We start from the raw sequence: 17500 nt of genomic DNA, 5'->3' as shown, positions 1-17500 counted from the left end.
CATACAGGGCATGGAGGTTGCAATGTGGGGAAATATACTATCAATAGGAGATAAAATTGAATTGTTTCATTGTAGCAATCGACTAGGTACTGTCTCTAAGCCTAAAATTTATATGAGTCAATTGCTAGATTTACAAGATATTAATAAAGCTAGTATTGCAATGCCAATTCAAAAAGGTAGAGTTGTACTACTTGATGTGGGAGAAACATATTCACTTTGTTTTTATACAAAAAATGGTTTGTATCAATGCAAAGCAGTTGTTACAGAACGTTTTCGTAATCAAAATTTATTTATAGCAAATGTGGAATTTACTTCTGAGCTAGAAAAAAATCAAAGAAGGCAGTACTACCGGTTAGAATGTTTGATTGATTTTAAATTTGGCGCAGTAGTAGAAGAAGGGCAAGACCCTAAAACTTGGATCAGTGGAGTTATTATAGATATAAGCGGCGGCGGAATTCGATTTTATTCGCAAAAGCAACTACAAGCTGATATGTTAATAGTATCCTTTTCATTATTTACAACACAGGGACTCAAAAACTTTAAAATCGAATCCAAAATTATAAGTTGCCTACCAACTTCAAACCGTAATGCAAAATATGAGTACCGTGTAGAGTTTTCTAATATTAAGAAAGAAGACAGAGAAATTATTGTACGTTATATCTTTGAAGAAGAGCGCAAGAGGCGACGAAAAGAAAGAGGTCTAAATTAACATATGAAAAAAAATATTTTAGTTGTTGATGACTCTGCACTTATGAGAAGACTTATATCTGATATAATAGAGTCAGATGAGAGATTTAAGATAAGTGATATTGCATCAAATGGTTTAGAGGCGTTTGATCTTGTTACCTTACATCCACAAAAATACGATGCTATTCTACTTGATATCAATATGCCCAAAATGAGTGGAATTGAATTTTTGGAACAACTGAACAAATTACATATAAAGCACAAGATCATAATGGTAAGTACCTTAGCAAAAGAAGGGGCAAAGGAAACAATACGTTGCTTAGAGTTAGGGGCTTTTGATTTTGTTACAAAACCTGAGAGTTATATAGAAGCTAAGAATAACAGTTTTCGTGATAGAATTCTTCAAACATTATGTCTGGCCCTAAATCTGAATTATCAAAAGATTGAAAGTCAGATCAAAGGAGATTTAAAAACAAGTGATAATGTTAAAGTTGCAACTACAAGAGAATTAAAAGAGCTTACTGTAAAACCTGTAAAAAGGAAGCCTTTTGTAAAAGGTGTGGAAAGTTCAAAGAAGATTGTTGCACTAGCTTGCTCCACAGGAGGCCCAAAGGCGCTACAGCATGTAATTCCATTGTTACCAGAAAATCTTGATGCTCCAGTAATTGTTGTTCAACATATGCCAGAAGGTTTTACCAATTCCTTAGCGTCACGTTTGGACGAAATGAGTAAAATAAGAGTAAAAGAAGCAGAGCATGGGGAATTGATAGAAAAGGGTACCGTATATATTGCAAAAGGTGGAAGACAGCTTCGTTTATTAAAAAAGGGAGATGCTTATCAACTTCAAATCACGCAAGAACCGCCTAGAAATGGTTTAAAGCCATGTGCGGATATAATGTATGAATCTCTTTTGGATGCAAATTATGAAGAAATAACCTGCGTTGTACTTACTGGTATGGGTGGGGATGGCACATATGGCATCAAACAACTGAATGATAAAAAAAATATTTATGTAATAGCACAAGATGAAGCAACATCTACAGTATATGGTATGCCAAAGGTTGTAAAAGAAGCTGGGTTAGTGGATGAAATTCTTTCAATTACTGAGGTTGCAAGCGCTATTACTAAGAATGTAGGGGTGCAATAATATGGATGTTAGCCAATATTTAGAGATATTTATTGATGAGACGAAGGAACATCTTCAGAGTTTAAATGAACAGTTATTAATACTGGAAAAAGAACCTGATAATAGTGAGACAATCAATGAAATCTTTCGAGCAGCACATTCTTTAAAAGGAATGGCGGGTACAATGGGTTATAAGAAAATGCAGCGATTAACACATGACATGGAAAATGTTTTTTCAGAAATACGTACTGGAAATATGAGTGTAAAAGATGAGTTAGTCGATGTATTGTTTCGTGGTTTAGATGCTTTGGAATTCTACTTAGCGAATATTATTAACTCTGGAAACGAAGGTAATGAAGATTATGAGGAAATTATAGCTGCACTGAATCGTATTTTAAAAGATGGCCTTTCAAGTAAAAACGAAGAAAAGCTTGGCAATGCAGCTGCGAATTCTGACAATGTTTCAGAGTCTTCTACGCAAACAAATGTAAAAGAAGATGGTGATGCAAAAGAGGGAATACAAAGAAAGTTAACTCTTGCAGATCATGAAGAACGTGCAATCGCTAAGATGCAAGAAGAAGGCGGAAATGCTTTTGAAATTAGAGTGTATATTCAAGAAAGCTGTATTTTAAAGGCAGCAAGAGCATTCTTAGTATTTAAAGCCTTTGAAGAAATTGGAGATGTTATAAAATCCAGTCCTGAGGTGCAAGACATAGAAGATGAGCATTTTGATTTTGATTTTTCTGTTGTTTTACTGACAAAAGAATCTGCTGAGAAGGTCGAAAAGCTTGTGCTTAGCATTTCAGAGATTAAGGACGTTAAGATACATAAAATTGAGACAAAAGAAGAAATTGAAACTTCGGTAGATAACCATGAGAGTAGCGAAGTTAAAGAGAATGCAAAAGCTGCGGCTAAGAGCAGTACACAAAACAAAAGTGGTGCAGTGGCATCCAATCAACATACTGCAAAACCAGTAGTGAATCGTTCAGTACGTGTTGATATTGAGAAATTAGACGATTTAATGAATTTAGTTAGTGAGTTAATCATTGCAAAAAATGGACTGGTTTCCATGAATGATAATGAAGCAAAATCTAGAGATAATTCGAATTTCCATGAACAAATTGAGTACTTAGAACGCATAACAACAAATCTTCACCAATCAGTTATGAAGGTGCGAATGGTACCAATTGAAAGTGTAGTCAATCGTTTTCCACGTATGATTCGTGATTTATCAAAAAAACTTGGTAAACATATGGAATTATATATGACGGGTGAAGATACCGAACTTGATCGTACCGTAATTGATGAAATTGGGGATCCATTGATGCATTTATTAAGAAATGCAGCAGATCATGGACTTGAGTCCAATGAAGAAAGAATTCGATTAGGAAAACCTGAAATGGGCTCTATATTCTTAGATGCATACCAAGAAGGTAACAATGTTGTGATTGAAGTTCGTGATGACGGTGCAGGAATCGATGTTGAGAAAGTAAAACAAAGTGCTATAAATAAAGGCACAATTACAGAAGAACAAGCCTCTGTAATGACAGATAAAGAAATTATCGATTTGCTATTTAAACCAAGTTTTTCAACAGCAAAGGTAATCTCCGATGTATCAGGTCGAGGTGTTGGTCTAGATGTTGTAAAAACAAAAATAGAAGCTTTAGGCGGTAGCATAGAAACCAAGACAGTATTAGGACAGGGAAGCAAATTTATTATTCACCTTCCACTTACCTTAGCTATTATTCAAGCATTGATGGTTGAACTTGGGTCAGAAAAATATGCAATTCCACTAGGAAGCATAGAGACGATTGAAAGCGTACCATCAAAGGATATTAAGTACGTACAAACAAAAGAAGTGATTCATCTTCGTGGCAACGTAATTCCACTCATTCGTTTAAACAAGGTGCTTGATGTTATGGATAGTGTAGAGGGAGCAAATGAGTTAACCGTTGTTATTGTAAAGAAGGGTGATAAGTTAGCTGGTTTGGTTGTTGATAATCTAATCGGTCAATTAGAAATTGTTATTAAGTCCATCGGTAAGTATATCAATAACAGCAAGATGATTAGCGGTGCAACTATTTTAGGTGACGGTGAGATTGCGCTAATTCTTGACGTTAACGCTTTGGTATAGGAGGCTTAGTATGGAAAAAAATTATAGTATAGCAACAGATTCAAAGCAATATATCGTGATTAAGCTTGGGAATGAACAATATGGAATTAATATTGCATACATTGATAACATTGTTCGTATGCAACGAATCACAAGAGTTCCTAAAGCACAACCTTATTTTAAAGGGGTAATTAATATTCGCGGTGAAATCATACCTGTTATGAGCCTACGTTTAAAGTTTGATTTAGAGCCAGATGAAATAACAAATGCTACTAGAATCATTATTATTAAATTAGAACCACAAGCTGCAATTGGCTTTATTGTAGATGAGGTAAAAGAAGTAATCACGTTAGAAGATGAGAACATCGACTTTAATTCTGGTGTTTCTAACGATGATAGAACTGCTTACTTATATGGCGTAGGAAAGCATGGGGATACTTTGATTTCATTATTAAATTTGCCTGCTGTTATTATTGACAAGGAAAAAGAAGTAAGAATGTAATTAAAAAGGCTGTAGCAAAACAGGTCTCTACATGCGATGGTACATAAAGCCTTTGCAATGTATAGCTTTGCGACAGCCTTTTGTCATAAAGTGAATGGAAGGAGTAAAAGGATGAAAGAAGTTAAATTAGACTCCATGGATTCTATGCAATTTGATGTACTAAGAGAAATTGGAAACATAGGGGCAGGCAACGCAACGACCGCATTATCACAGATGTTAAATCAAAAAGTTGATATGAAAGTACCTAAAATTGAGATGTTAGAATTTAAAGATTTATCGGAACTAATCGGCGGAGCAGAAAACCTTGTTGTAGGTATTTTGTTAACCCTTGAAGGTAGCATCGATGGTATGATCATGTTTATTTTAGAAAAAGAACCAGCGCATAAAATTGTAAGTATGCTAATGGCAGGTCTAGGAGATGGAAGCGGTAATTTTACCGAAATGGAGTTATCTGCATTACAAGAGATTGGAAATATTATAGCAGGTGCATACCTTAATTCACTTTCTGCACTAACAAATTTAACGATTACTTCAAGTGTGCCGTACATGGCAATTGATATGGCTGGAGCTATTTTAAGTGTTCCGGCAATTGAGTTTAGTAAAATTAGTGATAAGGCTTTATTAATAGAGACAGAATTCGGAAATAAGGATACTGAAGTTAATGGTTACTTTATTTTAATACCAACCTTGGAATCTTATAATACGATTTTAACGTCCCTAGGAATGTAGGTGGTTTGATGGGGGAGATGATAAAGGTTGGAATGGCAGACATGAATGTATGTGTCGCGCCGAATGCAATAACAACACTTGGGTTAGGCTCTTGTGTCGGTATTGTTCTGTATGATCCAACAAAGAAAATAGCCGGTTTGGTGCATGTTATGTTACCTGATAGTACGAAGATACGAAACAATGAAAACATTGCTAAATTTGCAGATACTGGAATAGATGAATTAATTAAAAGACTTTTAAGAATGGGAGCATTAAGAGCTTCTCTTAAAGCTAAAATCGCTGGAGGAGCACAGATGTTTGCGTTTCAATCCAATAATGAAATGTTAAGAGTCGGTGAAAGAAATGTAGAAGCAACAAAACAAATATTACATCAACTTAAAATACCAATTGTTGCAGAAGATACAGGCTTAAATTATGGTAGAACAATAGAATTTTATCCAGAAAGTGGAGATCTTATTATAAAATCAGTAGGAAAACCACTAAAAACATTATGAAAGGTTTGGATGATTCGATGAAATATAAGAATTTGCCAGCGATAATTATGCTTATTGCAGGTGCAATTACAAGCATTGTTTGCATTATAAATAAGTTTAGTTTACTAAATACATTAAAAGTTGTTTTAGTTGTTTTACTTATCTTTTATGTGATTGGTCTTATTGCGAATAAAATCATGACCAAAATAAATAAAGAAGCGCAGGCTTCATTTGTTAATAAAAGACGAGAAGAAATGAAGGAAGAATTAGAAGAAGAGTCTGTAATAACAGAGGAAGAAAGTGCGACAATGGAAGAAGAAATTAGGGAGACAAAGGATGGTGAAATATAAACCGTTTTTTGCTGGTAATTTTTTGTTAGAATTAGTGGGATAAGAAATTTTGTTAACAGGAGAAAACGTCGATGAATATTGAGGGTAGAAATAAACTTTGGGAATTGTATAGTAAAAAGAAAACACCTGAAATTCGTGAAAAGATAATCCTTGAATATGCTAATCTTGTAAAGATTATTGCGGGGAGGCTTAGTATTTACTTAGGATATAATGTGGAGTACGATGATTTGGTTGGTTATGGAACCTTTGGTTTAATCGACGCCATCGATAAATTTGACTATGAAAAAGGTGTTAAATTTGAAACATACGCTTCTCTTCGAATTCGAGGAGCTATATTAGATCAAATACGTAAAATGGATTGGATTCCAAGGACTTTACGTCAAAAGCAAAAAAAGTTGGATGCAGCATATCAAAAAATTGAGAATATCTATGGAAGAATAGCAACCGATGATGAAATTGCTGCAGAACTAGATATTTCGTTAAATGAACTAGAAACTTGGCAGAACCAAACAAAAATAACAAATTTGGTTTCGCTTGATGAATATATGGAACAAGGGGAAGGGAAATTAGAAAGTAGTTATAGTGGGGATTATGCACAACCAGAAAAAGTGGTAGAAAAGAAAGAGCTAAAAGAACTTCTAATAGGCGCGTTAGAATATTTAACTGAAAAAGAAAAAAAAGTAATCGTTCTTTACTATTATGAAGATTTAACATTAAAAGAGATAAGCGCAATATTAGAGGTTTCTGAATCAAGAATATCACAATTACACACCAAGGCAATACAGAAAATGAGAATAAAACTGGGTAACTATATTGAATTATTTATGCGTTAATTATAATTAATATATGGGGGTAGGGGGATTGGAAAAATGAATAGTTATTTTCAATTGGACGTAAGACCAGACGGCGTTTATATGATTTTATATCCTGAGTTTGATCATGGATCATTGTTAGATATTAGAGAAGTTGCTAGCTATTTAGATCAACAGTCAATTTTATATGATAATAGGCAATTAATGAATGAAATGTTTTCATTAAGGGAAAGGAAAGTAATTAAAATAAGCAATCAAGTGATTCCACCGATTAATGAAAGTGTTATTATAAAAATAGCGCCAGATAAGTCAAAAGCGTTCGGAAGATTTTATCCACCTTCTTTAAATGGTAGCCGATTAAGCAAAGAAGATATCATAAAGAATTTGCTAAAAGCAGGTGTAAAGTATGGGATTAAGGAAGAATACATTGACCAATTCTTAAGACAGCCGGTGTATTGTACTGAAACAGAGCTTGCAACTTATTTACCTGTCAAAGAAGGTAAGTCAGCGAAGATTACGTATTATTTTAATACAGATTTAAGCAAAAAACCTAAATTAAACGAAGATGGTTCGGTTGATTTTCACCAACTTGAGAATTTTTGCAAAGTAGAAAAGGGAAGCGTACTGGCTTCCTTAGAGCCTGCAGTTGCAGGGATACCTGGTAAGGATATCTTTGGTGCTGTGATAAAACCACACAAGGTTGAAAATAAAATTTTAAGACATGGACGTAATATACATCTCTCAGAAGATGGATGCTTTATGTACTCTGATATTTCAGGACATGCTACATTAATTGATAATAAAGTCTTTGTTGAGAATACCTATGAAGTACCTGCAAATGTGGATGCGACTACTGGGGATATTAAGTATGTTGGTCATGTACATATTAAAGGTAGTGTACGTACTGGATATACAGTAATTGCTCAAGGAGACATTATTGTTGATGATGTGGTGGAAGGTGCCACTTTATATGCGGGAGGAAATATAATCCTAAAACGTGGAATTCAAGGTATGAATAAAGGAAGTTTACAGGCTGAGGGAAATATCATTACAAAATTTATAGAGAATGCAAATATAAATGCAGGAGGATATATTACTACAGAAGCTATCTTACATAGTAATGTAACCGCCAGAGGTGATATTATTGTTGACGGGAAACGAGGCTTTATCACAGGTGGTGAAATTCGTTCAGGAACAATGATTCAAGCAAAAACAGTAGGATCTATTATGGGGACCAATACACTATTAGAAGTTGGAAATGACCCAAGAATAATGGAAGAGTATCGAGATATTGATAAGGAAATTGCCGATATAGAACTAGAGTTAGAAAAAATAACCCAAACATTGGTATTGTTTGCAAGAAAAATTAAGGCAGGCGAAAGACTTCCAACGGATAAGATTGGCTCCTTACGTTCACTTACAAGTACCAAAGAACATAGCGAAAAGAGATTAAAAGAGCTTGAGTTAAGGCAGCAAAAATTAAGTGAGATTATTCATAGTAATGATAGAGGAACTATTAAAATAAGCAGTATCATATATCCTGGTTGTAAAGTCGTTATTTCTAATATCGTGTATTATGTAAGAACTGAGATGGCACGCTGCACGTTAGTAAAAGAAGATGGAGATATTCGTGTAGGCCCATTATGATTTTAAAGCAATCAATGCATTGCAGGAAAGGGGCATGGTTTCAATGGCAATTTCACCAGTAGAAATGATTTCTATGGCACCAAAATCACAAGAAGCATCTTTTATGAAGCAAACAGAGATGCATAAGCCTAACGTAGAGCAACAGGTAATGGCTGCAAAAATGAATCAAGAAATAAAACATAATAGCACTCAAACTGTTGCAACCAATAAAAGCGTGAACCCAGAATATCGATACGATGCAAAAGAAAAAGGAAACAATAGTTATCAAGGAAAAGAACAAAAGAAAAAAGATTCTAAAAAGAATGAAACAAATAAGGATAATAACAATGGCATAAGTTCTTCTTTTGGTAGAATAGACATTAGAATATAAAGGGGAAATACATTTCATATGACAACAGCACAGATAGTATTATTGATTCTTGGCTTAGTTATCGTTATCATAAGTTTTTTTGTAGTTGATAGAAATGAAGAACATAGTAGTGATATACCACTGCGTAATCTTCACTCCAACGAAATAACGGAAGATGATATTAGAGGGATGAAGAGCCAAATTCAAAGTATTTCAGAGGAAGAAATAGCGAAAAGTTTAGAGTTAACAAAGGATGAACTTAGTAAGCTATCAAACGAAACAATCATGTCCGTTCATGAATATAGTGACCAAGTTTTAGCAAAGATTGATCATAACAATGAAGAAGTTGTTTTTCTTTACAACATGCTAACAACAAAAGAAGAAGAGCTTAAACAGCTTTTTACGAAAATAGATTCTGCTAGAAGAGAGAGTAAAGAATATTTAGAAAGACTTGAAGAACTAAAAAATAATGGCGTTATGAATGAAGTTTCAAAGAAAGTAGATCAAATAGATATCAATGAAAAAAATAATAATTCGTTAGATATGAAAGAATTGTGGACAGAATTTGATATTGAAGATGATGACGTATCTTTAGATGAGACCATACAAAATAGAAACGAGGCAATTCTAAAATTGCATAGGCAAAAGAAGTCCGTTTTAGAAATCTCTAGACAGCTTGGAATTGGACAAGGAGAAGTTAAGCTAGTAATTGGATTATACGGAGATAATTTAATTTAAAGTAGTATGATAGGTATTGATTTAAAGCTAGAAAATTGATAAATGGAAAGGTCTACGAAAGGATGAAAGTTAAGTATTATATGCGAGGTGTTGGTGTTGGCATTATCTTAACGGTCATTGTCTGTTCTTTTGGTAATAAAGATGCGAAAACTGCAATGTCAGATTCAGAAATCATTGCAGCAGCAAAACAACTAGGTATGGTAGAGAATGATCATGATTATGATTTAAGTGTGTTAAAAGGAACAATCACACCGACACCAGAACCTACAATGGAATCCGAAGGAACAGTAACACCGGAGCCTACGAAGGGAATAGAAGCGACAGTAACGCCAGAACCTACGAAGGGAATAGAAGCGACAGTGACACCAGAACCAACAAAAGGGATAGAAGCGACAGTGACACCAGAACCAACGAAGGGAATAGGAGTTACAGTGACGCCAGAGCCTACGAAGGGAATAGAAGCGACAATGACGCCAGATCCGACAAAAGAAGATGAAGCTATGGGTTCACAGTCAACAACGATAGAAGAAGATATAAGGAGTTTTGCAATTAAATCTGGAATGGGCTCGGAGGCAGTAGCAAAAGCAGTTCAAGAATCAGGACTTGTGGCTGACTGGGAGGAGTTCAATCGTTATTTGATTACGGAGGGGTACTCCAGTAAAATTCGTACGAGCAATTATAGCATTGCTATGGGTGCGACATATGATGAAATAGCAGAGCTTATTACAAAAAAGCCGTTAAAAAACAAATAGTATCGTAAATAATTATTTATGAATTTTTTTAGTAGTTTATTGTGTTTTTGTATAAAAAAACAACTAGTGAGTGAATATTCATCAGAACTAGTTAAATTGACTAAATTATTATTTTAATTTAAAAAATGACTTGCTATTTCACTTTTTGTGTGGTATACTTTACAAGTCAAAAATCACGTACAAGATTCAAAGCATGGTGCTAAATTCATAATGAATTTAGTTTGCTAAGAGCTAACTTGTACGGAAGTAAAAACCAAATGGAGGATTATAATATGAGCGTTATTTCAATGAAGCAATTACTTGAAGCTGGTGTTCATTTCGGACATCAAACAAGAAGATGGAACCCTAAAATGGCTGAGTACATCTACACAGAAAGAAATGGTATCTACATCATCGATTTACAGAAATCTGTAGGTAAAGTTGATGAAGCTTACTATGCAATCAAAGATGTAGTAGCTAACGGTGGTAAAGTTCTTTTCGTTGGTACTAAGAAACAAGCTCAGGATTCAGTTAAATCTGAAGCTGAACGTTGTGGAATGTACTATGTAAACGAAAGATGGTTAGGTGGTATGTTAACTAACTTCAAAACTATCCAATCTAGAATTGCAAGATTAAAAGAAATCGAAGCTATGGCTAATGATGGTACATTCGAAGTTCTTCCTAAGAAGGAAGTTATCGAATTAAAGAAAGAATGGGAAAAACTTGAGAAGAACCTTGGCGGTATCAAGGATATGAAAGAAATTCCTGACGCTATCTTCGTAGTAGATCCTAAGAAAGAAAGAATTTGTATTCAAGAAGCTCACACACTTGGAATTCCACTAATCGGTATCGCAGATACTAACTGTGATCCAGAAGAACTTGATTATGTAATTCCTGGTAACGATGATGCTATTAGAGCGGTTAAATTAATCGTTGCTAAAATGGCAGATGCTGTTATTGAAGCAAATCAAGGTGTTCAATTATCTGATTCTGCTGAAGAAGTAGAAGAAGAAGCAATTGCAGAATAATTAGGCGCTGTAGCAAGCGATATCATATAAATATATCGTGAATAAAATGCTTCAGCCTGACTAGAATCGTTAGGCTGAAGCATTTTTTAGATAGCAGAACCATTCGGATATGGAATAGGATTCTATCTACATGTATCGAAAGAATTTTATAATAAGTAATTTGCTAATTTGTAATTTATTTGTTTATATAAATTCAGAATACTTTTATAGAAACTACTCCAAGTGAGAATCCTATGAAAGAAAGTCCGATAATAATATAAATGTAAACAATATGGAGGGAATTAAAATGGCTATAACAGCAGGAATGGTTAAAGAGTTAAGAGAAATGACCGGTGCAGGTATGATGGATTGTAAAAAAGCATTAGCTGCAACTGATGGTGATATGGACAAGGCAGTAGAGTTCTTAAGAGAAAAAGGACTTGCTGCAGCTGAAAAGAAAGCAGGAAGAATCGCAGCTGAAGGTATCTGTGCAACTAACGTAAGTGCAGACGGTAAAGTTGCTTCTATCGTTGAAGTTAACTCTGAAACTGACTTTGTTGCTAAAAATGACACTTTCGTTTCTTATGTAGCAGAAGTAGCAGCTCAAGCAGCTAAAACAACAGCTACTGATATTGATGCATTTTTAGCTGAGCCATGGGCAGCTGACACAACTAAGACTGTAAAAGAAGCTTTAGCAGCTCAAATCGCAGTTATTGGTGAAAACATGAACATCAGAAGATTTGAAAAAATCGTTGCTGAAAATGGTTTTGTTGAATCTTATGTACATGGTGGCGGAAGAATTGGTATCTTAGTAGAAGTTGAAACTTCTGTTTACAACGAAGCTACAAGAGAATGTGCTAAAAACGTAGCAATGCAGATCGCAGCTATGAATCCTAAGTATACAAGTGATGCAGAAGTATCTCCAGAATACTTAGCTCATGAAAGAGAAATCTTAAAGACTCAAGCTATGAACGATCCAGCAAATGCTAAGAAACCAGAAAACATCGTAGAAAAGATGATCGAAGGACGTTTAGCAAAACAATTAAAAGAAATCTGCTTATTAGATCAAGTATATGTTAAAGATGGTGACTTAACAGTTCAAAAATATGTTGATTCTGTTGCTAAAGAAGTTGGTGCACCAATCGTTATCAAGAGATTCGTTCGTTTCGAAACTGGCGAAGGTATCGAAAAGAAAGAAGAAGATTTCGCAGCTGAAGTTGCAAAACAGATGGGACAGTAAAATATTGGAAATCAATACAAGAAAAACAGCAATCACTTTGATTGCTGTTTTTTTAGGCTCTGTGTCAAGTGTTGGGGCGGGTTCTTGTGGAACCCGCTTCTTTACTAGAATCAGAGCTGTTTTTATGTTATTTTCTATAATGTCTGTTTTTGGACATGACAAATAAACCTCGTGCCAGTCTAGCTTTATTTAATTCATACTATGCAATATTCTGGTTCTGAAACGTGGGAAGTTTTTCATACCAAATGATACACGTTTTAGAATTTTAATTTTGTTATTATACCCTTCTGTAGGGCCATTGGTTAATCCGTATTTAAATGCATTTAAAATTCCTTCCGACCAATTACGATAAGTAGCTGCGCATTTCTCAAACTCCTCTAAACCGGATGTTTCAGCCCATTTAATCCATTCAAAGAATTGTTTTCTTTGTTCTGAGTATTTCTTATTTTGGCATATCGCATAAAACCATTCTTTTAATTTATGAGCTAAGCGAAGATCATCATTGTATTGTAACATTAAATCACATGCATGCTTTTTTTCTTCTTTGAGCTTATAATATCGTGTAAGAATCAACTTTCGACTACGTTTATAGTATTTCCGTAATGCTACAGGCATTGTCTTTTGAAGACGTTTGCGTACCTTTTCAGTAGCCCAAGTTACTTGGCGAATGAAATGATATTTATCAATAATAATGGCAGCATTGGGAAAATAAATTTTAGCTAAGTCAACATAAGGCTGCCACATATCACAAACAAAGAATTTCACTCGATATCTTTCTGCTCGATTTAGTCCAGAGAAGTAAGATGTTAAGTGAGCCTGTGATCGATTAGGGAGAAGATCCATAACAGAAGGTAAGTTTGGATTTACTATAATACATTGATACTTTCCTGCATCTGTGTCGCCTTTGAATTCGTCAATAGAAATAGAATTTTTAAGCTTCGGACAGGAATAACTGAGCGTATCAAGAATTCTAGCAACCGTTGAGGGGGATACATTAGTACGCTTAGCGATAGATTTCATGCTTACAAGCTCACGAAGCATATGAGCAATAATATGTGTAAGACGAGTTGTGCGCTGTTGGTATCTTGCTAGAAAAGAGTATTTTTCATAAAACCGTTTGCCACAGGTGCAGATATAACGCCGTTTTCTAAGAATAAGGAAACAGTTTTTAAATTGAAAAGGTAAATCCTTTATTTTTTGATCTCGATAGTCATGAACACGTTTTGTTTGTTTACCACAATTAGGGCAAATATGTTCAGAAGGATTAGTTTCGAGATATATTTTAACAAAAGTATCAGCATGAGTGATATTTTTTATTTTTACCCCTTTTAAATCTAATAATTTATTGATACAATAATTATGCATTATTGCAACCTCCTTGTGATTTGTTTGTCAGACTGGCACGAGGAGGTCTTTTTTTATTGTAATATAAAATGTTGGAGTTTGCACCCCAACATTTATTATAGAACCTTTTCTTATTCATGTAACTATGGTATTTTATCATGAACTATCATAAACTATATATTAATGTTGGGTAAAAGTTGGGTACGAGTTGGGTCAAAAATATTGTGCGCAACATAGAAAATGGCAAATAGCGAAGTTTGCTGCTTTACGTTCATAAATATTAAAGAATGGCATTGACAAATATAAACAAAAAATGGTAAGGTCAAGAGAAGTGTGGAGAGTAGTGTTAGCTTAGAAGTATTTGAAATCAGTAGTATCGACTAGTATGTATCAAACTCAATGTAAAGGGGGATTATGAAGAATAAAAATAAAAGTATAAAAATTGTAGTATTAGTAATTTCGTTTATAGTGATATCTGTATCCATAATAGCTGGTGTTATTAGAATATACTTTAGAAAAAACGTTATTAGTAAAAATGATGTTATTATAAATGCTATTGCTACAGAAGACAATTACATAATTAATGAGAAAAATAATGAAATTGAAAAAGATATAAAAGTTGATATATCTTTACAGAAATCTCAAAAAGGTGATTTATTACTGTATCTAGTGATAGAAGATACAGTACGAATGACATTTGACTCTAGAGATAAAAATAATGATGAATTTTATATACCTAATAGCATAGGGAGTGATGGCGTATCAGATAAACTATTTAAAGACTTAGTAGATAGGAACGAAGTTGCTGATATTGGCACTGAATTATTTCTTAAAGGAATACCGATATCTCATAATAAGCAAGAGTTGCATTTGCGAACTTATTTAAATAAAACCAAGGATTTTGTCGGATATAACAATCCAGTTATAGTTTGTGTTTATTATAAAGATATATTAGGACACAGATATTCATGGACTAAGATTGTTCCTATTGAAATAGCGAAATAAAATTAATTAAGTTAGACTTTGATAGCCAGTGTGTTATTGAAGTCTATTTTGTAATTCAAACCTAACTTGTTTCGTGGAATATTTTGGAGTATTATAGTAATTAATAGAATACTAAACGGCTGTTGATTAACTTGAAAACATATAATTTTCTAGTTATCTATAATCAGTCGAGAAGGGAGGATTATAAATGCTAAATAACTTAATATTAAAAGAACTATGGAGGGTAATACCTCATTAGTTGGAGGTAAAAATGAAATTTCAAAGGATTAAAATTAATGCTATCCCTGCTATTATTTGGGGTGAAAAATCAGATAAGGTATATATACATGTTCATGGAAAAATGTCTTGCAAAGAACATGCAGAGAATTTTGCTGAAATAGCAGAGAAAAAAGGCTATCAAACACTTAGTTTTGATTTGCCAGAACATGGTGAAAGAAAAGAAGTTAATTATCGTTGTGACATCTGGAATGGTATGCACGACCTTACTGTGATTGGTGATTACGCTTTTTCAATGTGGAAGGAAGTTTCGTTGTTTGCTTGTAGCCTTGGAGCGTATTTCAGTTTAAATACTTACGCAGGCAGAAAATTTATGAACTGTCTTTTCCAATCCCCTGTGTTAGACATGGAATACCTTATTCAACAGATGTTTTCTTGGTTTAATGTAACAGAGGAAAAGTTATGCATAGAAAAAGAAATTCCAACGCCAGTAGATTTATTGCGTTGGGACTATTATCAGTACGTAAAAAATCATCCAATTGAAAAATGGAATATTCCAACCTCAATACTTTATGGAGGAAAAGACAATTTGCAATCAATAGAAGTGATTCAAAAATTTGTGAAAGCACATAGCTGCAAGTTGACAATATCTCAGAGCAGTGAACATTCATTTATGCAAGAAGAGGATATAAAGATAGTTCGTACATGGCTTGAAGAAAACGTATGACATCACATGAAACCGATAAAATTCAGTTTATTAAAAGGAGAGTAAATTGCAAAAGTTTTTGAGGTATTTTACTGTATTTTTTCTTATTGTATTAGTAGTAATCAGCTGTAAAATCTATTTAAATCAAAAAGAGGATTTATCAAAAGATGATAATTTTAAGACATGGATAGATATTAATAAGACAGAATTTTATGACAATGAAGATATAAACATACAATTAAATATTCATTACATTGGAGATAGTGAAGAAATTGATGTTTATATTCCTAAATACCCTTTTTCTTTATTAATTACTGGTTCTAATGGATTTCAGTCAGTACTAGAACCACCGAATATATTTGGTGCTCAAATACATACTTTGAAAAAAGATGATATTATCACAATGGATTGTTCGAGCTATGGATACTATAATTACTTTCAAGCTATGAAAATTTATAAGGGCTATGATCAGCGCGAATCAAGTATTGGAATGTCAGATGAGCTTAGGTCACCTCCAGCAAAATTAAGATTACCTCCAGGAAATTATACATTAACGTTAACATCTTGGTATGAAGATGATTGTTCAGGGGAATTTAGGCATGAGTTGTATACAACTAAAAAAATTACGGTAAAAGCTAAAAATAAAAGAAAAATTATGCATGAAACAAAGTCTACAAAAAATTTCAAATTAGAGGCGAACTTGGATAAAAATATATATGAGGTTGATGAATACATAAATATTTGGTCAATTATGACTTATTGTGGTGAAGAGGATAGTATTGTATTTCCTTATATGAGAATCTATCCAATGCGGACTTATATTTATAACGAAAAGAACGAAAGACTTGATCTTGATTATTCTATTTATTTTAATTTAGATGAGGGTGAGGCAATTACCAATGATAAGCCATTATACTATGCACCTTATGGTATGTTACAGCTACCAAAAGGTAAATATACTGTAGAATTTCTATTTTATTATCCAAATGAAGATGGCGAAATTGTAGATAATACCATTGAAATGAATTTTGAAGTTGTACCTAGTTTATAACTTTTGTATGTAACTCCATGTTTATGATTGTATACCGTGGAAAAATTATTGAAATAATTTTTTCATAAGGAGGATAGTTATGATTCATTTAAAAGAATATTTATATGAGCGTGTAAAAAAGGAAATAGATTTATGGGATGAAAAGGATATATATGCAATATCATTTTTTATTTACTCTAATGAAGCTTTTACTTATAATGAATTTTCAAATATAACGGAGTTTAGCATCAGCTACAATACTGAAAAAGATTGCTCTGGTGCAGATATCAATTCCGAAGAACGATGGAATTATGCTTTTTGGCGTCAAAATGAAATAAACATAACCGACTCTGAAGGTCAGAAAGTGCTTTTCCAGTGGTATAAAGAGAATGGAATTGATAATATAGGATATGAGGATAGAAGTAATTCCTATGATGCTAACTATAAATATATTGGTAAAGGTCCAGTTGGATATTATGAACTACTAACTGTCGTAAGCGATGTAGCAAACAAATTACAAAACGAAAATTACATAGTAAATAAGTTTGGAAAACCATTACCAATCATAATTCATGATTTAGAATATTCATGGTATGTTATAGAAGCAACAAAAAATGCGAACCCGAAAGGAGAAGCCAATCAATTTATAGAAGTAATGAGGGCGTTGGGAAATATCTAATTTCGTTGGTATTAAT

Annotated in this window: 19 protein-coding genes; 18 read left to right on the top strand and 1 reads right to left on the bottom strand. The window is 33.5% G+C overall.

What is annotated here, in order from left to right:
• The first annotated feature begins 22 nt into the window (after window positions 1-22).
• The 14 genes from BN4220_RS18820 (at window position 23) to tsf (ending at window position 12504) form a co-directional block, all read left to right on the top strand.
• Window positions 23-709 carry a flagellar brake protein gene (locus tag BN4220_RS18820; RefSeq protein WP_066720302.1) on the top strand — a complete coding sequence of 229 codons (687 nt, stop codon included), beginning with the start codon at window positions 23-25 and terminating at the stop codon, window positions 707-709.
• Window positions 710-712: 3 nt separating this feature from the next.
• Entirely contained in the window at window positions 713-1834 is a 1122-nt protein-coding gene (locus tag BN4220_RS18815; protein WP_066720299.1) for a protein-glutamate methylesterase/protein-glutamine glutaminase, read from the top strand.
• A 1-nt stretch (window position 1835) separates the two neighbouring features.
• Window positions 1836-3947, top strand: coding sequence for a chemotaxis protein CheA (locus BN4220_RS18810; RefSeq protein WP_066720288.1), 2112 nt, complete (start codon window positions 1836-1838; stop codon window positions 3945-3947).
• A gap of 10 nt (window positions 3948-3957) precedes the next feature.
• Complete coding sequence (locus BN4220_RS18805; RefSeq protein WP_066720286.1) at window positions 3958-4428, top strand: chemotaxis protein CheW; 471 nt, start codon at window positions 3958-3960, stop codon at window positions 4426-4428.
• Between the two features lie 111 nt (window positions 4429-4539).
• Window positions 4540-5157: a chemotaxis protein CheC gene (locus tag BN4220_RS18800; protein ID WP_066720283.1), complete on the top strand. Its 618-nt coding sequence runs from the start codon at window positions 4540-4542 to the stop codon at window positions 5155-5157.
• 8 nt (window positions 5158-5165) lie between these two features.
• On the top strand, window positions 5166-5651 hold the full coding sequence (locus BN4220_RS18795) for a chemotaxis protein CheD (protein WP_066720280.1): 486 nt from the start codon (window positions 5166-5168) through the stop codon (window positions 5649-5651).
• Window positions 5652-5668: 17 nt separating this feature from the next.
• Window positions 5669-5980, top strand: coding sequence for a hypothetical protein (locus tag BN4220_RS18790; protein ID WP_148401773.1), 312 nt, complete (start codon window positions 5669-5671; stop codon window positions 5978-5980).
• Window positions 5981-6051: 71 nt separating this feature from the next.
• On the top strand, window positions 6052-6813 hold the full coding sequence (locus BN4220_RS18785; protein ID WP_066720274.1) for a FliA/WhiG family RNA polymerase sigma factor: 762 nt from the start codon (window positions 6052-6054) through the stop codon (window positions 6811-6813).
• 36 nt (window positions 6814-6849) lie between these two features.
• Window positions 6850-8439 carry a DUF342 domain-containing protein gene (locus BN4220_RS18780; protein ID WP_066720271.1) on the top strand — a complete coding sequence of 530 codons (1590 nt, stop codon included), beginning with the start codon at window positions 6850-6852 and terminating at the stop codon, window positions 8437-8439.
• Window positions 8440-8473: 34 nt separating this feature from the next.
• Entirely contained in the window at window positions 8474-8809 is a 336-nt protein-coding gene (locus BN4220_RS18775) for a hypothetical protein (protein ID WP_066720268.1), read from the top strand.
• Between the two features lie 18 nt (window positions 8810-8827).
• Window positions 8828-9526 carry a DUF6115 domain-containing protein gene (locus tag BN4220_RS18770; protein ID WP_066720264.1) on the top strand — a complete coding sequence of 233 codons (699 nt, stop codon included), beginning with the start codon at window positions 8828-8830 and terminating at the stop codon, window positions 9524-9526.
• Window positions 9527-9588: 62 nt separating this feature from the next.
• Window positions 9589-10278 carry a hypothetical protein gene (locus tag BN4220_RS18765; protein WP_066720261.1) on the top strand — a complete coding sequence of 230 codons (690 nt, stop codon included), beginning with the start codon at window positions 9589-9591 and terminating at the stop codon, window positions 10276-10278.
• A gap of 272 nt (window positions 10279-10550) precedes the next feature.
• A complete protein-coding gene (rpsB, locus tag BN4220_RS18760; protein WP_066720258.1) occupies window positions 10551-11285 on the top strand; it encodes a 30S ribosomal protein S2 in 735 nt (244 codons plus the stop codon).
• A 286-nt stretch (window positions 11286-11571) separates the two neighbouring features.
• Entirely contained in the window at window positions 11572-12504 is a 933-nt protein-coding gene (tsf, locus tag BN4220_RS18755) for a translation elongation factor Ts (protein WP_066720255.1), read from the top strand.
• Window positions 12505-12693: 189 nt separating this feature from the next.
• Here the strand turns inward: tsf and BN4220_RS18750 are convergent, their stop codons facing one another.
• Window positions 12694-13869, bottom strand: coding sequence for an ISL3 family transposase (locus tag BN4220_RS18750; RefSeq protein ID WP_066720253.1), 1176 nt, complete (start codon window positions 13867-13869; stop codon window positions 12694-12696).
• A 393-nt stretch (window positions 13870-14262) separates the two neighbouring features.
• Here BN4220_RS18750 and BN4220_RS18745 point away from each other — a divergent pair, with 393 nt between their 5' ends.
• From BN4220_RS18745 to BN4220_RS18730, 4 genes are all read left to right on the top strand, one after another.
• A complete protein-coding gene (locus BN4220_RS18745) occupies window positions 14263-14853 on the top strand; it encodes a hypothetical protein (protein ID WP_066720249.1) in 591 nt (196 codons plus the stop codon).
• A 250-nt stretch (window positions 14854-15103) separates the two neighbouring features.
• Entirely contained in the window at window positions 15104-15796 is a 693-nt protein-coding gene (locus tag BN4220_RS18740; protein WP_066720246.1) for an alpha/beta hydrolase, read from the top strand.
• Window positions 15797-15842: 46 nt separating this feature from the next.
• Window positions 15843-16826: a hypothetical protein gene (locus BN4220_RS18735; RefSeq protein ID WP_066720245.1), complete on the top strand. Its 984-nt coding sequence runs from the start codon at window positions 15843-15845 to the stop codon at window positions 16824-16826.
• A 79-nt stretch (window positions 16827-16905) separates the two neighbouring features.
• On the top strand, window positions 16906-17484 hold the full coding sequence (locus tag BN4220_RS18730) for a hypothetical protein (protein WP_066720241.1): 579 nt from the start codon (window positions 16906-16908) through the stop codon (window positions 17482-17484).
• The last annotated feature ends 16 nt before the right edge of the window (window positions 17485-17500 follow it).

Source organism: Clostridium sp. Marseille-P299 (genome assembly GCF_900078195.1).
Taxonomy (GTDB): Bacteria; Bacillota; Clostridia; order Lachnospirales; family Lachnospiraceae; genus Lachnoclostridium.
This window is presented reverse-complemented; position numbering and strand designations above follow the sequence as displayed.

Excerpts from the sequence above, each read along its gene's own strand:
- BN4220_RS18820 (WP_066720302.1), top strand. The coding sequence starts at position 23 with ATGTGGGGAAATATACTATCAATAGGAGATAAAATTGAATTGTTTCAT.
- BN4220_RS18815 (WP_066720299.1), top strand. The coding sequence starts at position 713 with ATGAAAAAAAATATTTTAGTTGTTGATGACTCTGCACTTATGAGAAGA.
- BN4220_RS18810 (WP_066720288.1), top strand. The coding sequence starts at position 1,836 with ATGGATGTTAGCCAATATTTAGAGATATTTATTGATGAGACGAAGGAA.
- BN4220_RS18805 (WP_066720286.1), top strand. The coding sequence starts at position 3,958 with ATGGAAAAAAATTATAGTATAGCAACAGATTCAAAGCAATATATCGTG.
- BN4220_RS18800 (WP_066720283.1), top strand. The coding sequence starts at position 4,540 with ATGAAAGAAGTTAAATTAGACTCCATGGATTCTATGCAATTTGATGTA.
- BN4220_RS18795 (WP_066720280.1), top strand. The coding sequence starts at position 5,166 with ATGGGGGAGATGATAAAGGTTGGAATGGCAGACATGAATGTATGTGTC.
- BN4220_RS18790 (WP_148401773.1), top strand. The coding sequence starts at position 5,669 with ATGAAATATAAGAATTTGCCAGCGATAATTATGCTTATTGCAGGTGCA.
- BN4220_RS18785 (WP_066720274.1), top strand. The coding sequence starts at position 6,052 with ATGAATATTGAGGGTAGAAATAAACTTTGGGAATTGTATAGTAAAAAG.
- BN4220_RS18780 (WP_066720271.1), top strand. The coding sequence starts at position 6,850 with ATGAATAGTTATTTTCAATTGGACGTAAGACCAGACGGCGTTTATATG.
- BN4220_RS18775 (WP_066720268.1), top strand. The coding sequence starts at position 8,474 with ATGGTTTCAATGGCAATTTCACCAGTAGAAATGATTTCTATGGCACCA.
- BN4220_RS18770 (WP_066720264.1), top strand. The coding sequence starts at position 8,828 with ATGACAACAGCACAGATAGTATTATTGATTCTTGGCTTAGTTATCGTT.
- BN4220_RS18765 (WP_066720261.1), top strand. The coding sequence starts at position 9,589 with ATGAAAGTTAAGTATTATATGCGAGGTGTTGGTGTTGGCATTATCTTA.
- rpsB (WP_066720258.1), top strand. The coding sequence starts at position 10,551 with ATGAGCGTTATTTCAATGAAGCAATTACTTGAAGCTGGTGTTCATTTC.
- tsf (WP_066720255.1), top strand. The coding sequence starts at position 11,572 with ATGGCTATAACAGCAGGAATGGTTAAAGAGTTAAGAGAAATGACCGGT.
- BN4220_RS18750 (WP_066720253.1), bottom strand. The coding sequence starts at position 13,869 with ATGCATAATTATTGTATCAATAAATTATTAGATTTAAAAGGGGTAAAA.
- BN4220_RS18745 (WP_066720249.1), top strand. The coding sequence starts at position 14,263 with ATGAAGAATAAAAATAAAAGTATAAAAATTGTAGTATTAGTAATTTCG.
- BN4220_RS18740 (WP_066720246.1), top strand. The coding sequence starts at position 15,104 with ATGAAATTTCAAAGGATTAAAATTAATGCTATCCCTGCTATTATTTGG.
- BN4220_RS18730 (WP_066720241.1), top strand. The coding sequence starts at position 16,906 with ATGATTCATTTAAAAGAATATTTATATGAGCGTGTAAAAAAGGAAATA.